The sequence below is a fragment of the Hahella sp. NS-SX17 genome, from assembly GCF_057367735.1.
Genome location: NZ_CM170632.1, coordinates 2,878,368 through 2,892,439, shown reverse-complemented (window position 1 = coordinate 2,892,439; position 14,072 = coordinate 2,878,368). Strand labels below are relative to the sequence as shown.

The 14,072-nt window shown below is 51.5% G+C and carries 9 protein-coding genes and 2 pseudogenes; 3 read left to right on the top strand and 8 right to left on the bottom strand.

The features are described from left to right. Positions 1-39 precede the first annotated feature (39 nt). The 6 genes from tagF to tagH all read right to left on the bottom strand — a co-directional run bounded on the left by tagF (position 40) and on the right by tagH (position 9,304). The gene (gene tagF, locus AC2IBB_RS13135; RefSeq protein ID WP_486333288.1) at positions 40-732 is read right to left on the bottom strand and encodes a type VI secretion system-associated protein TagF; all 693 of its coding nucleotides are present in this window, start codon (positions 730-732) and stop codon (positions 40-42) included. 86 nt (positions 733-818) lie between these two features. Next, the gene (gene tssM / locus AC2IBB_RS13130) at positions 819-4,277 is read right to left on the bottom strand and encodes a type VI secretion system membrane subunit TssM (RefSeq protein ID WP_486333287.1); all 3,459 of its coding nucleotides are present in this window, start codon (positions 4,275-4,277) and stop codon (positions 819-821) included. Positions 4,278-4,362: 85 nt separating this feature from the next. After that, positions 4,363-5,244, bottom strand: a complete 882-nt coding sequence (gene icmH, locus AC2IBB_RS13125) for a type IVB secretion system protein IcmH/DotU (RefSeq protein WP_486333286.1) — start codon at positions 5,242-5,244, stop codon at positions 4,363-4,365. 105 nt (positions 5,245-5,349) lie between these two features. Further along, positions 5,350-6,687: a type VI secretion system baseplate subunit TssK gene (gene tssK / locus AC2IBB_RS13120; RefSeq protein ID WP_486333285.1), complete on the bottom strand. Its 1,338-nt coding sequence runs from the start codon at positions 6,685-6,687 to the stop codon at positions 5,350-5,352. Between the two features lie 17 nt (positions 6,688-6,704). Then, positions 6,705-7,151 (bottom strand): type VI secretion system lipoprotein TssJ, encoded by a 447-nt coding sequence (gene tssJ / locus AC2IBB_RS13115; RefSeq protein WP_486333284.1) that lies wholly within the window; start codon positions 7,149-7,151, stop codon positions 6,705-6,707. A 257-nt stretch (positions 7,152-7,408) separates the two neighbouring features. Then, positions 7,409-9,304 carry a type VI secretion system-associated FHA domain protein TagH gene (gene tagH, locus AC2IBB_RS13110; RefSeq protein ID WP_486333283.1) on the bottom strand — a complete coding sequence of 632 codons (1,896 nt, stop codon included), beginning with the start codon at positions 9,302-9,304 and terminating at the stop codon, positions 7,409-7,411. A 460-nt stretch (positions 9,305-9,764) separates the two neighbouring features. Between tagH and AC2IBB_RS13105 the strand changes: the two genes are divergently transcribed. The 3 genes from AC2IBB_RS13105 (at position 9,765) to AC2IBB_RS13095 (ending at position 13,209) form a co-directional block, all read left to right on the top strand. Next, positions 9,765-10,523 (top strand): response regulator, encoded by a 759-nt coding sequence (locus tag AC2IBB_RS13105; RefSeq protein WP_486333282.1) that lies wholly within the window; start codon positions 9,765-9,767, stop codon positions 10,521-10,523. A gap of 364 nt (positions 10,524-10,887) precedes the next feature. Further along, the gene (locus AC2IBB_RS13100; RefSeq protein ID WP_486333281.1) at positions 10,888-12,513 is read left to right on the top strand and encodes a tetratricopeptide repeat protein; all 1,626 of its coding nucleotides are present in this window, start codon (positions 10,888-10,890) and stop codon (positions 12,511-12,513) included. Positions 12,514-12,519: 6 nt separating this feature from the next. Next, positions 12,520-13,209: a sensor histidine kinase gene (locus tag AC2IBB_RS13095; protein ID WP_486333280.1), complete on the top strand. Its 690-nt coding sequence runs from the start codon at positions 12,520-12,522 to the stop codon at positions 13,207-13,209. Positions 13,210-13,258: 49 nt separating this feature from the next. Here the strand turns inward: AC2IBB_RS13095 and AC2IBB_RS13090 are convergent. Together AC2IBB_RS13090 and AC2IBB_RS13085 are read right to left on the bottom strand one after the other, a co-directional pair. After that, positions 13,259-13,345, bottom strand: a pseudogene (locus AC2IBB_RS13090) (SEC-C metal-binding domain-containing protein); the annotation flags it as partial. Between the two features lie 111 nt (positions 13,346-13,456). After that, positions 13,457-14,026, bottom strand: a pseudogene (locus AC2IBB_RS13085) (YecA/YgfB family protein); the annotation flags it as partial. Positions 14,027-14,072: the final 46 nt, after the last annotated feature.

Sequence of the window (14,072 nt, the reverse complement as noted above, 5' to 3'; positions counted from 1 at the left end):
GCAGATAGCGTCCGATGAAAAATGTCCGACTTTCCATTCCTATCTATCGTTCCATCCCCACTGCTGCCATTTTCCATCAAGGAATGCTGTAAACCCCTGAAATTTGGGCAACCTTTCCGCAGTCACAAATCTTGGCGACACCCAGGTAGACCCTTGGGTCCACCAAAAGCTATGCGGTTCTTCCTGCTTCATCAGCATGACATCCAAGGCCCCAATCGCCACAGGAAAAGTGGACTCATCCTCTTCAGGAATTTCCAGGCTAAGGCCTTGAATGGAGCCACCCGCCAAAGGTCTCTCCAGTGGCGGCGTCATAGCCGCCAATTCCGACCGGAATTCACCAAAATCAATAATCTGCTCCAGCAATCGTCCGATCAGAGTTTCCAGAGACTCGTACCATTCGCCATTGCTCAATAAGGTATCGACGTAGCTGATACGCGGACTCAACGGATGCAGCACTGTGAACGGAAAATAGCGACCTACGCTATCAACGCTTGGACACCACAATCCAATCCATGCTTGCTCATCAAGCACCTTGGGCATGATCATGAAGCGCCACCAGGGCGCCACCAGATAATAGTCCAGCCAGCGCTGTCCCAAAGATTGCTGACTTGCGTACAGACTGTTCTGTAACCACTTATCCCAAGCTGAACCAAACCCACCAGGCAGATTCAGTTGGATAAAGTCCCCCGAAGACGGCAATTTGCCAAAATAGCCAACAGACGAGTTATTCACTTGCTCCCCATATTCGCTTCTCAAGCTCTACCATCCCAATCCAATTAACACAGCCATACTGTTCCGCCATCACAACACCCAACTCGCTATAAACTGCTCGGACAGTCGTACCGCTTTATCCATCCTGGCGTGAATGGATTAACCGTACTGCTGGCGAATAGCTCCATTTCACCATTACGGTGATCCACACTGATCAATACATTGTATAGACGGGAAGAGCTTCCCTTGTTCACCTTGTGGGCGTCCAGCAAACGGAACAGACCCCAATCCCCTTCATACGAGTCAGTGTGCAGAGTTTCATTCAAGTCCTCGAACACCACCCTGGCTCCGCTCTTGTCCGCTGGCCAATCCATATTCATCTTCAACTGGGGACCGTGAGTGTATCGCAGCCGTTGACTACCCACCTCGAAGTCGAAGCGGCGAACAGTATTATCAAGTTTATGCGGTTTTACCTGGAAGCGAACGTGCGGGTCTTCACCTTTATCACCAAAGAATACCCGACGAATTGAGTCCGCAACCTGCATTTGATGCAAGGCCTGACTGCTGATGCCAATACCGCGACCATCCACGCCCTTGGCGCGCCAGGACGAAGTGATGAATGGCGCAACATTCGCCTTGACGAAGCTATCTTCAATACCGCCTGGTTTGAAGAACGCCGCAAAGTCGCTCAGGGAAGCGTCACTGGATGATTTGGAAGAGAATGGGTAGTTTTTAGCCAGCGTCTTTTGGTAGACAGAGTACACTTCTCTATTCCAAGCCGCGCTCAAGTGCGAGCCGCCTGCTCCCAGCAATACTTTCCAGCTTTGATCGCCCATCGACTCCAACCAGCCTTTGAGATAACCAGGCGCTCTTGAGGCCGTTACACGCAACGCTTTCACAGGATCTTCCCCACCACTGAAGCGCGCTAGTGCAAATTTGAAAGCCGCTTCAGATGAATTCGGCGCAAGCGATGTCTCTTCTAACTTGTCGAATATGTCGCGCAGCTTTTCCCAGTAACGATCAATTTCCTTATCTTCCATCAGCCTGTGCAAGGATTTGAAGGCGTCATCTACCGGCGTCGGTTCACGCTGCTTCGCCACAAGATTCGCCGCCGCATCCAGAGCCTGTCCGGTGCGCCCGCTGACGTTTGCATCTGGAATCGGAGGCGTTAGCAGCGTTTCTTTGCTGGCGCGATTTAACAGCGCCAATATTGGCGACTGCGTGCGGTCAAGGTTATTGGCCAGTTTGTTACGCGCTACGTCCATAGAGCCGAAGTCGACGACTTTGGGTGAATTCAGCGCCCGATTCCAAACGTCGATGTAGTCAGTAAAGTAAAGCTGCTTGATCTTCTCGACGATGTTTTCAACATCCTTTTCAGAAAAGTCCTCTTCCACCTGCGCACCCAGAATCCACTGCTCACTGGAGTAACGCTTCACCAGATTGGAGTCAGGAGAAAGATCCAGCTTGCCGTAACCGGTTTTGGTGTATAGCCGCGGAATCTTCAAATCTGAGCTGACTTGAGAGTCCACCGCAAAAGTGCCGGAGAAATCGACACCCAGATCGTCACGTAAGTTCAGGAAACCCGCAAATTCAGGCTGACGCTTAATTTGTTGATAGATGCGTCTGTCTATTGGAATGGTTCTCAGCTTTTCACGGCTACGTTCAACAACGGTGTCCTTCAAAGAAAGGTCTGTGAAGTTGCGGTCCAATACCTGATTCAAATGCGTTTTCAACGCACCCTGCTCAGAAGCCTTACCTGGAAGTTTTTCTTCCCAATAACGCGCAAACCAGGCCTTGATTTCATCATTGTTACGAACCCGGTTATTGCCCAACATCAGGTAGACACGCAGAGCCTCATAGATGGCGTCATTGTTGTCTTCCGTCACCAACACGCCTTCCAGCCTCTGACGCAATAGCGGTGTCAGGAAATGACGCAATGAGGCGTCGAAAGTATTTTCAGTTTCTGCAACAACGCCGGAGTCATACAGACCCAGATTACTCAACCAGGGATGATCCACCTCAGAGTACAGCTCTTGAGCGTCCTCCAGTGGCTTTAATATATCCAGCACCTGCTCGAACTCATTTGGTTCAGGATTAGCCTGCGCCAACTGATTGTGCTTATTCAGCAGTTCCTGAATATCCGCCATCATGTTCTGAGTGCTGACCACACTTGAAGTCCAAGCGGCGAGCGCGCCGCCAAAAGCGAGCAGTAGCGTAAAGAAGGCGACGCGGCGCGTCCACTTTATACGGCCCTCATAACGGGTATTCAGCGTAGCGATTTCCGCTTCGGGGAAAATAACGTCTTTTAACAGTTTATTGAGGAAGAAGCTTTTACCCGCACCCGGCGCATTGGCGGCGACGTTATAGTTAATGCCGTAGTTGGAAGACAGGTTTGCAAGAATTCGGTCAATCGGACGCCCTTCTTGAGTACCGCTGGTAAAATATACGCCGCGAAGCAGTGATTGCTTTTCGAAACGGCTGGTTTTGAAAACAGACTTGATAAAGCTATCCAGCACTGAGCGCATGTTCTCCACTTGCCCAGGGAAAGCGAGGATCTTAGAGCGGCGGCGGGTGTCTCGCTCCTGATGCGCCCGCCAAATCACCCTCTCATTCAAACGCTTAACCAACGCCTCAAACTCAGGTGCGAAGTATTCCGCCGTTTGAGAAGCGTTCTGGTCTTCTGTATTGGGGAAAGTCATCCCCCACACTTTTTCACGCTCAGTGGCGCCAAGGTTTTCAAAAAACTCGTTGAAGCCGGAAATAAGGTCCGCTTTTGTAAACAGGAAATAAATGGGGAAACGAACCTGGAAATTCTCAGCCAGCTCCTGAATTCGATTGCGAATACGCTCCGCATGCTGCAACCGTTCGGCTTCACTGGAACTCAACAAGTCCTGAACGCTCACCGCCAGAATAACGCCATTGATCGGCCTGCGCATACGATGCTTTTTCAACAACGCAAGGAAATTGCGCCAGCCAGTGCGATCCTGGGCCGCGTCGCTGTCCTGGGTTGTGTAACGACCGGCGGTATCGATTAACACGGCTTCGTCAGTAAACCACCAGTCGCAATTACGAGTACCGCCCACGCCGCCGATTTGCTGCAACCCCAGTTTTTCTTTCAATGGAAAATGCAGGCCGGAATTTATCAGCGCCGTCGTTTTACCTGCGCCTGGCGGCCCGATGATGATATACCAGGGCAACTGATAGACAGATCGCCGTCCCGCCTTGGTGTCGAATTTTGCAGTGCGCAGCAGACTCATCGCCTCACGGAAGCGCTCGCCAACGACCCTGGCTTCCTCATCGGATGCAGAAGGCTTGGCTTCTTCCTGGATCGCCTCCACCATGGAGTTGTTCTGCTTGCGCTGTCCCAGCATTTTTATCAAGAAGATAATGGTGGCGACGAACCAAACACAAAGTATGACGACCAGTCTGACCGCCCCGGAAGCAGGCTCTGCTTTTTCTCCGAAGCGGACGTAATCGGCCCCGAACCATATCACCAGAGAAAGCGCTATAAGTCCCACAACCGTCAAAAACCGTGGGTCAATCATCCATTTAAAAAAGCGGGACATAAGTCTCCTCATGCAACCGAAAAAGAGAATTCAAACTACAGGACCGGATATCCGCTTCGGGGAGCAGTCCGATCGATTCATCAACTTAAGACTGATACTTTTGCGTCAATTCCTGAAGCTGCTGTTCCTGCGCGTCAGTCACTGTACCCAGCCAATAGCGGAAGCCGCTATAACTCAGCAACAGCCCCGCGGCCATAATGGACGCGACCACCCACAGAGGCACATATTCTGAAATACGCTTTTTCGCCGGAGTGGAGCCACGCCAGCGAGGAGACAGATCTCCGTCGAACTCGCCTCGCTGCATCTGAATTGTGCGCACCAGATTATCGCGAATGGTCTCCAGATAATCCCGTCCCCGTGGATCAAGCTTGTACTTACCCTCGAACCCGAGACTCAGGCACACGTATATCAACTCAATCAGATCGATATACTTGGCGGGGGTCGCCAATATCTTGTCCAGGATCAGGAAGACCTTCTCGCCCCCCACGTTCTCACGGTGAAACGTACTCAGAAGAGTAGCTCGCGACCAGCCCACTTCCGCGCCCCAAGGCGTGTTCATAATGGCTTCATCTAATGCGGAGCACAGAACATAACGGGCGGAAAGCACTACATCTGAGGCGACGCCTTTTGACTGCGCTTCAGATTCAAAGCGACGAATCTGTTGAATAACCTGCTGCCGTAGTTGATTAGGGTTCTGCACCTGCACAGTCTGGCGCAACTCTCCCAGCAGTGCGATCAACTCTGATGCGCTGGCCGTGAGAGGGTTCAGGCCTTGTTTGACATCCAGGCCCTGCCCGCCATCAACGGCGCTGGGAGGTGGAGTTGGCGCCTGATGCGGCGCAAAAGCGGTCGGAGGAGGTTGTGTAGACAATCCGCCAGAAGAGCGCCCACCCGGTGTGGGTACAATAACTGTACGATCGCCGCCGCCAGCGCCGCCGAAAAATGTTTTATCAGAATCGTTGCTCATGACTTCTTATCTCACTCAAAGCCGCCCATTCGCTTCATATTAAAACGCCGCGCCTCTTATTGAAACGCGGCGAGGGCTAAACGCCTCTCTTCGAAGCAAAAACGATTAATCCCTGATTGCCCAGAACTCCATTTCCAATCCCGGGAAGTCTGCGCCGATATGTACGGCAAAACCGCTGGATTGGGCCAAGGCCCGCCAGTATTCACTGTTACGATCCAACTGGAAGTATGTAAACCCGGTATGGAATGGGATTTGTCTTGGCGCCACGGGCAAGGCCTGCAGCCCAATGCCTGGCAACGCCGCATTGATCAAATCGCGAATACGTTCGACCGGTGCGATTTTTACCTGGCTTGGGAAACGACTGCGAATCTGGTCCGACTTCATTTGCGCTTTGACCGCCAGGATATAGGTCGCCTTTTCCACCAAGGATCGATCCGTAATCGGAGATACATAAATACCATAGCGACGCTCGACCAAGTCCAAGGACACGGCGGAGGTTTCGCTCACTGTATTCATGTACTGATTCAGAATCTGCATCAACTGCGGGATGGATTTTTCCAGCTCGTCATGATGATACGCAGGCATGGTCGCGGGAGGTCTGCGTTGGACGCTCGTGAACGTCGACAGTTCACCGGCTATTTGCATTAATTCCCCGAAAACGTCCACAGGATGTAACGGGCGAATTTGCGCCAAGTGCAACAACCAAGGCTCAACCCGGTTGATCATCTGCAGCATCAGGAAATCCGCGATTTCAGAAGTGCCCTGTCTGCCGCTGTCTCTCAGCCGGCCAGCCAAAGCTTCCGCGCGTAAATTCAAGCTGCCGGCCACTTCCTGCAACAGATTGGCCAAACGCGGATGTGCTCTTACATCCAGCATGGGAGGTATAAACTGGGAGTCAAGAACGATTTCTCCATCATCCCGTTTATCCTGTATCCGTGCGATAGGCAACACAGCGTAACCACTGCGGTCTTCTCTTTCCAGCAGGATACGAAAACGCAGCTGCCCAATCTGAATTTTGGAGCTGTCGCTATGTTCGGAAGTGGAGTCGAAGGTTTCCAATTCACGGGCGTTAAAACGCACCAGTGTCTGATTGTCTTCTTCAAGATGCGTATCGGGGGACCCAGGACGCTTAACGGGAATGCCTAAATACACGGTTTGATTCTGAAGCCCTTTCTCAGGCTCCAGAATATCAAGCTCAGAGTCTATATCAGGAACATTGAAAGGCGTTCCGTCTGGAAATATCCCCCTGCAGCGATTTATGGAAAATTTCCCAAGCTTCAGGACCTGACTGTCTATTTCCAGATCGTAAAATCCCCAGAAAAATGCCTTTAGAGGCCTGCAGCGAGCCTCCAGCAATGACTCATGGTAGCGATCCTGTTGCTGAAAGTGCTGCGGACGAAGGAACATTCCCTCCGTCCATACGACGCGGTTTTCAAATGACATCGAATAATAGCCCCGGATTAATCCTTGAAGCGCATGCCAAGGCGGTCAACGAACAGGTCCAGTTTGTTACTGGTATTCTGGTCAATTTTGAAAACCACTTTGGTCGATGCGTCGTCGTAACGAATATATTCCGCCATGACGCCGATATAATGAGTGCGTTTATCGAAGGTAAAGGTTTCCTGACGCAGTTCGCCCGGGGTCAACTCTTTCAGTTTGTAGGTTTTCACCAGATCCCGGCCCAGCACTTCTTTGGCGCTCTGGAAAAGGGCGATGAACTCTTCCTGATCAAACTGACGATCATTTTCCAGCTCGAAGATATTCAGAATGACGGGAGAAGCCCGCCCATCTTCGTTAGGATTAACGTCGTTGGCGCCGTGAATCCTCAATGTGACGGTGGTGTCCCGCCCGGTCCATTTGCCTACTGTCGTACACCCGGCCACCGTCAAGGCCAAGAGCAACAACATAGCCCAATTTTTGAAAGAAGCCTGGCATCTCATGAACAAAAGTCCTCCATATTGATAGATTCGCGCCATCTAAACTTGTAACCCGCCAGGGCCTTTAATAAGTGCGCCCAAGCAAATCTTATAAATTATAATGCGTTACAGGACATTTGTTGTCGCCCTGTAACAATTTCCCTTGAATACGGCAAAAAGCGCAGCTCAACACCGCACTCTTATCAAGGGGATTTCTAGGTACAGTAATCAATTTTAAAGTGCAAGCGTCATTTCTGACGGTTTGCCTTCAACTCATTGAAACTACGCTCATAACTTTCCGCGAAGGTTTCACCGAACAGCCTTTTGAATGTCTTTTCCGCGTCCTCATTCATCTCCTCAAAGAAGTCCCTATAGGCCTCCCAGTTTTTACCAGCGCCGCCAAACAACGATTTGCCGCGTTGTTTTTCGAAGCGACGCTCCAGTTTTTCAGGATTAAACTGATTCATAAGATAGTCGTATGCCGCGCGAATGCCATTAAAGAGCGCCAGCTGGTGATCAGAAATATCCGCGAACGCTTCCTTTGTCGCCTCCATTGGCGACAGATATGCGCGCCCGGACTTGGTGAACAGGTTATCCAGAGCGTCCTCGGCCGACACTGAAAACTTCAGAGGGTTATTCTCCGCCGCCTGGATCATAGTGAGGTTCATTCGAAATTCGTTCTTGATTGTCTGTCTGGCTCTCAACGCCTTCATCAGGCCATCAACCGTTTCCCGTACCATATCGGCGATCACTGGCGTCAGATTCGCCTGCTGTTCCGCAGTAAGTCGGGACAGCCCGAGCGCCTGAGCAAGTCCCGCCGCCTGTTCCGGGGACACACTTATTGGTGGAGCGGAGACCGGCGCGCGCTCTGGTTCACGAGGCGTCTCAGCAGCAGGCTGTTTCGCTGGGGGTATGGGCTCCCGCTTAACCGACCGCGGCTCAACCTGCCGTCTGGGCGGCACAACCTTCCCTGACGACTGCCCGCCATTGTTCGTAACTGGCGGCGCTGGCTCCCGTTTTGGCTCCGCCGGTCTTTCAACAGGCTTTGCCTCAGCCGGTGGAGCAGCATCATTCAATATATCCGTCAGGGAACCACCGTCACCCGACTTGTCTTTCGGCTGCTCAGCGGGAGGCGGTTGCCGCCCCCACAGCGAAGTCTCTGAAGGAGATGTCGACTCCAACGGGTCAGATTTACTTAGGCTGGCGCCGGTCAGATCCTGAATTGGTTCTATTTCATCCGTTTTCGGAAGCTGCCCCGGTTGGTCCATACCTGTCAAATTCTCCGCAGGAGTATTGACGATATCCAGCAATGAATCCGGGCTGGACTTGGGCGGAGGTTCGCGACGCGGCTGTGGTTTCGACTCTACCGGTGCGGGAGGTTGCTTAGGAGCAGGAGGCGTTTCAGGCTTGCGCGATTGAATAAGGGACTTGTCCCAGTCTTCAGGGATGACGCTGGGAACGTCCATCCGCCCACTTTCAGCGGAACCGCCGCCAAGTCCAAAAGAGTCGCCCAGCAGATCGTCTGAAGGGGGCTCGTCTCCCGACACGCCCAACCCTAGCCCTTCATCATAGAGAGAGGATTTCTGCGATCCGCCAATGGCCACCAAGGGGTCTACAGAGGAGTCGCCGCCGGTCAGCCCCGTATCGCCGCCAATCAGTTCACCTTTCATCGCGCCCAAGGAAGGCTTGGGCTCTGGCTCAGACCCAACGCCAGACAACCACTTGTCTAAATCGTCTAAACCGGGGGAAGAGGCCGCGCCGGCGCCGCCTGGAATATCGTCAATGTCGGAAGTGATAGAAGTTGACTCGCCGTCGTCCTGCGGTCTATCTCCTTCCACCAACAGTACAAACGGACCCAACAAAATCTGGTCGCCCTGATTAATAGGCGTTGGCTGCCCTTTCACCAGCGCCTGGCTCAGGTTATTTAGAAAGGTGCCGTTAGTGCTTTGATCAACGATTTCAAAGCCTGTTCCGTTGAATTGAATCTTCGCATGAACGGATGATACGTAACGGTTGGGGTCCGGCAGCACCCAAGTATTAGAATTCGCGCGACCAATTGTCGCCCCTTCTTCTTCAACAGTTACGACTTTGCCCGCCATCTCGCTCTCAGGCGGACATTGAACGACTCTAAGCTTTACCTGCATGGTGATTTTCAAGTCCGAAGGAAATATCCAGTTAGATTAACTAATTATGCTTACCAGTTAAAGCGATGCATATACTCACAAAGGCTTTCCGGGTTTGCGTCCCTGACAAACAACAGCGACGCTTCGGCGCGCCATCAACGCTCCCTAGGATAATCCTTTAGGAGTAGACGGCAACAGAATAAAACCCAAAACAACAAAAATAGACCATAAAGCCTATACATATCGACCAGTACGCCTATATTTCATAGGCCTAAAATAGGGTTGCTAAAATTAACGCCAAATGAATAATCTGCAATCTAAGTTAAAAGCGTCATTTTTTGGTATAACAGCTTCATTATCCGGCTGTTGCTATATTAAAAGTTATTAAGGTTATTGGACCGCGTCGAATGTCGGAGACGCTCTCTTCCGACGTATAGCAGGCCTGCCCCTGCTGAAAAGACAGGCGATTAAGGAACACTAAATGGCTCAGAAAACCGCTCTCATCGTTGACGACTCAGCGACAGCTCGAATTATGCTGGCCAAGGTCCTTAACAGCATGGATGTTAAAACCCGACAGGCCAGCTCAGGGGAAGAAGCGCTGAAGCTGGTTCCAGCAGAACGTCCCGACCTTATTTTTTTAGATCATCTTATGCCCGGCATGGATGGTTTCCAGACACTCAAAGCGTTAAAGCAGAACCCGGAAACCAACCAGATTCCCGTCATCATGTACACCTCCCAAAACGCCATGAAGTATCAGGAAGAGGCGAAGGCTCTCGGAGCGGCTGGCGTTATCACAAAACAGGTTGATCGTGAGCGCTTATACCTGCTGGTTGAGCATGTTTATATGCAACAAGAGCTGGCCCGTACGGAAACCAGCGTCAATACGGTGGCGGAGGCGATTGGCCAAACGCCTATGTCTGCCGAGCAGCCGATCGCCCCGCGCAAAGTCGTACCGTTGCGCCCCGGGCAACAGAAGATGGAAGATCATGTAGAGCAGCGCATCGCCGCTCTGCGCAGCGAGCTGGAGACCCAGCAGAATGAGCGCTACTGGAAGCCCCTGGAAGAACTTAAAAAACAGAACGGCCGTCTGCGTATTGCGCTGTGGGGGATGATTGTGGTGTTTATCCTGACAGGCTTAAAAATGAACTCTCTGGATTCCGACTTCGAGGCAATGCAGAAAGAGGTTAACTCCGCTAGACAGGTCTTGAACGAGTTGATCGCCATTATGGAAGAGACCTGATAAACGCAAATCAGCTGACACATTAAGAATTCAAGCCTCTTAGAGGGTGTGCGTACGCCCTCTTCCGCTCTCTCTTCATCCCTCCACATATACACAACTGCATTGGCCTTGCACACATTATTAATCAGGCAGACAAATAGCTTCCTTTTATTTGTCTGCAACAACAGGGCCTGCGCATGTCAGGCCCTGTTTCAGGCAAGAAAATAAATATCCGTTACACTTACTTAAAGTAATTCTTTAGAAAGAAAGTATTACGCCAATTGTTTTTCTGAGCTTTCATCACAGATGTCTGCTGCGCAGGGCGCCTGCTTAACAAGGAAAACTCAAGTTCGTCTCAGTGAGCCAATAGCCGGGAAATAGCGCAATGCTGTTTAAGACCTATCAAAAGAAGAAGTTTTTGCTGGTCGATGACTTTGACAACTTCATCTTCTCGCTCAAACAAATGCTGCGTCGGCTTGGCGCAGAAGATATCGATAGCGCTCGCAATGGTGAGGATGCAGTGCAATTGTTTTTACGCAAACACTACGATGTGGTGTTTTGCGACTACAACATGGGGGAGCACAAGAATGGGCAGCAAGTGCTCGAGGAGTTGCGCTTCCGAAAACTGCTGAAAAACACGGACATATTTTTGCTGGTCAGCGCAGAAGCAGCTAAAGATATGGTATTCGGCGCCCTGGAGTGTCAACCCGACGGCTACATCACGAAACCAATCACGCAATCTATTCTGCAAAACCGTCTGGATAAGCTGATCGAACAAAAAGAGACCACTGCGGATATTAATCGAGCCATTGATCTGGAGGATTATTCCAAGGCCATCTCCCTCTGCAACCAACACCTCAAGGCCAACACCAAATACCGATCCTGGACAGTTAAAACCCTGGCCAACCTTTATTACCTCAGCGGTGATCTGTCGCACTCCAAACAAATCTATGAGGACATTCTGCAAAAACGCCGCCTGGACTGGGCGCGCCTGGGACTGGGCAAAGCCCTTCTTGCGGAAGGCAACGCGCAAGAGGCGGCGGTTAAGTTTGAGGAGTTGATAGAGGAGCAGCCCCTACTGGTGGAAGCGTATGACTGGCTAGCCAAGGCGCAACGCCATATCGGTCATAGCAAGAAAGCTCAGGGGACGCTACAGCAGGCAGTGGATATTTCCCCACGCGCCTTGCTGCGTCAAAAAGAACTGGCGGAGATCAGTCGCTCTCTGCACGACCTGGAGACCGCCTCCAAAGCCTACCGACAAACCAGCAAGTTAAGCGATCACTCCTGTCATGAGTCGCCTGAATTGTATTTGGATTTCACCCGTTGCCTGGCTGACTTGTCGGAGGGGGACACCTCATCTCAAGCACAAAAACTGGCTTCGGAAGCCAACGTAGCGTTAGAACGCATCCGCAGAAAGTATAAAGACGATCCAGCAACACAACTGAAAAGCCATCTGGTCGAAGCGCGAGTCTGGTCCGGTCAGGGCAAAGCGCAAGAGGGAGCAAAGGCGCTCAAGCAGGCGCAAGCTTACTTTGATGAAGCCGCCAAAGACAATCCAGACATCGCTCTGGAAATGGCGCAAACACTGTTCGCGTTAGACCAAGCGAAAGAAGCTGAGCAGTTACTTACCGAGCTTGCCGCCAAACACCCGGATAACGAGAAACTGCAGGACCGGATTGAAGAGATGCGTGATGAGCCGGTCAGCCTGAAACAAAGAATCAAAGCACGGGAGCTCAATAGAAAAGGCATACAACTATACGAGGAAGGCGCCTTGTCAGATGGGGTCGCCGTATTCAAGGATGCGATGGCGATTACGCCGGCTCATGTCGGTTTGAATCTAAATCTGCTTCAGACTCTGATCAAATCCGCTTCACAATCCAAACTCAATGCGGAGTATCAAAGTCTGGCGAAGCAGTGTCTGAGTCGGCTGCAACGCTTAACGCCGCAACACAGACAATATAAGCGCTATCAACACTTGTTGCAGCGATACCAGCAAATTCAACGAGGTTAATGCACCGTGACACAGAAAAACAAACTGGACTTCAGCTTTATCATGGCGGCCAGCGTTCACGATATGAAGAACTCTCTGAGTATGTTGCTGCACTCGCTGGACGAAGTGAATCACGAAATTGCAGAGCTGGATCTGCCTATTGCTCAGCGCATGGCCACGCTGCAGTATGAGGCTGCGCGGGTCAACAACGATCTGGTGCAGCTGCTAAGCCTGTACAAACTGGATTCAGACATGCTGACGGCAGACATTGACGAACATTTTCTGCTGGACTTTCTAGAAGAACAGGTCGCGCGCTACCACCCTCTTTTCGCCGCTCGCAACATGCGTTGTGAGGTCGACTGTGATGAGAGATTGACGGGGTATTTTGATAGCGACCTGGTGTCTGGCGTGGTGAACAACATTCTCGCCAACGCCATTCGTTATAGTCGCAGTCAAATCAGAGTGTCAGCCAGAACAGTGGAGGACGGTCTTTACATTACGATAGAGGACGACGGCCAGGGATTTCCCGCTAAGATGGTGGAAATTCCTGAGCAGTTATCGACAGATGTGGACTTCGAGTCAGGCAGCACCAACCTTGGGTTGTACTTCGCTCATCGCATTGCGCAGCTGCACATGCAGAAGGGCAAAACAGGAAAGATATCGCTGCGCAATGGCGGCGCGCTCAATGGCGGCGTCTTTGAGATGTACCTGCCATAGCCTGTTCCAGCACACTCGCCGCCGGAGACTCCGACGGCGATAGATGAACCTACAGACAGCACTTCTTGAATTTCTTACCGCTTCCACAAGGACATGGGTCATTACGCCCCACTTTGGGCTCTTCCCGCACCAGCGGATCATGATGCTGAAAGTAAACGGACAAGCCCCGGCCAGCCTTGGCGTAGCGCATTAAATATCCGTTCAGATCTGAATAGGCCCCGCGCAGCTCCTCACGAAAGTCGTCCTGTTGAGATGCACCTTCACGCTCCAGAATTTCCAGCGCGGCGTCCACATCCTGGAATACCTTCAAAATTGAAATCGTGTCATCCAGGTCCCGTGACATTTTTTCGTAGCCGCCGGGATCGCGTTGCGCCAGCATTTCCAAAGCTCGCACCCAATTAGGAGCCAGCCACTCATCCGCCAGAATAACGCCCTCACACCAGTTTTCAAAACTGCGGCGCTCCTCAACATCCCAGCTAAACAGACACTCCGATGGCAATGTTGGCAAGCCGGTTTCTATCTGTCCGCGGATTTCCTGATACAGCGCCTTCATATCCTCGATTACTGTCGAGTCATCCCGGCACAGTTCTTCCTGATAGCACTCTCCCAAGGCGACGGGAAGCCAGTCTTGTTCGTCAATTTCGACGGGGCAACAGGCTAATCCGAACAAAAAACCGTGACATTGATTGTAATTAAGCAAGTCCTCACAGCGTTCGGCGTCGCACAGGAATGCGCGCAGGTCAATAAATCGCGGATCTGATTCATAGCCCGAAGCAACTTGCCCCCTCGGGTATACGGAAGGAAATTCAACTCCCATACAACTCGATCCTTTTGATAACTTAATATTCATTCAAGTGTAAAAC

Excerpts from the sequence above, each read along its gene's own strand:
- tssJ (WP_486333284.1), bottom strand. The coding sequence starts at position 7,151 with ATGTTGTTGCTCTTGGCCTTGACGGTGGCCGGGTGTACGACAGTAGGC.
- icmH (WP_486333286.1), bottom strand. The coding sequence starts at position 5,244 with ATGAGCAACGATTCTGATAAAACATTTTTCGGCGGCGCTGGCGGCGGC.
- tssK (WP_486333285.1), bottom strand. The coding sequence starts at position 6,687 with ATGTCATTTGAAAACCGCGTCGTATGGACGGAGGGAATGTTCCTTCGT.
- AC2IBB_RS13105 (WP_486333282.1), top strand. The coding sequence starts at position 9,765 with ATGGCTCAGAAAACCGCTCTCATCGTTGACGACTCAGCGACAGCTCGA.
- tagH (WP_486333283.1), bottom strand. The coding sequence starts at position 9,304 with ATGCAGGTAAAGCTTAGAGTCGTTCAATGTCCGCCTGAGAGCGAGATG.
- AC2IBB_RS13100 (WP_486333281.1), top strand. The coding sequence starts at position 10,888 with ATGCTGTTTAAGACCTATCAAAAGAAGAAGTTTTTGCTGGTCGATGAC.
- tssM (WP_486333287.1), bottom strand. The coding sequence starts at position 4,277 with ATGTCCCGCTTTTTTAAATGGATGATTGACCCACGGTTTTTGACGGTT.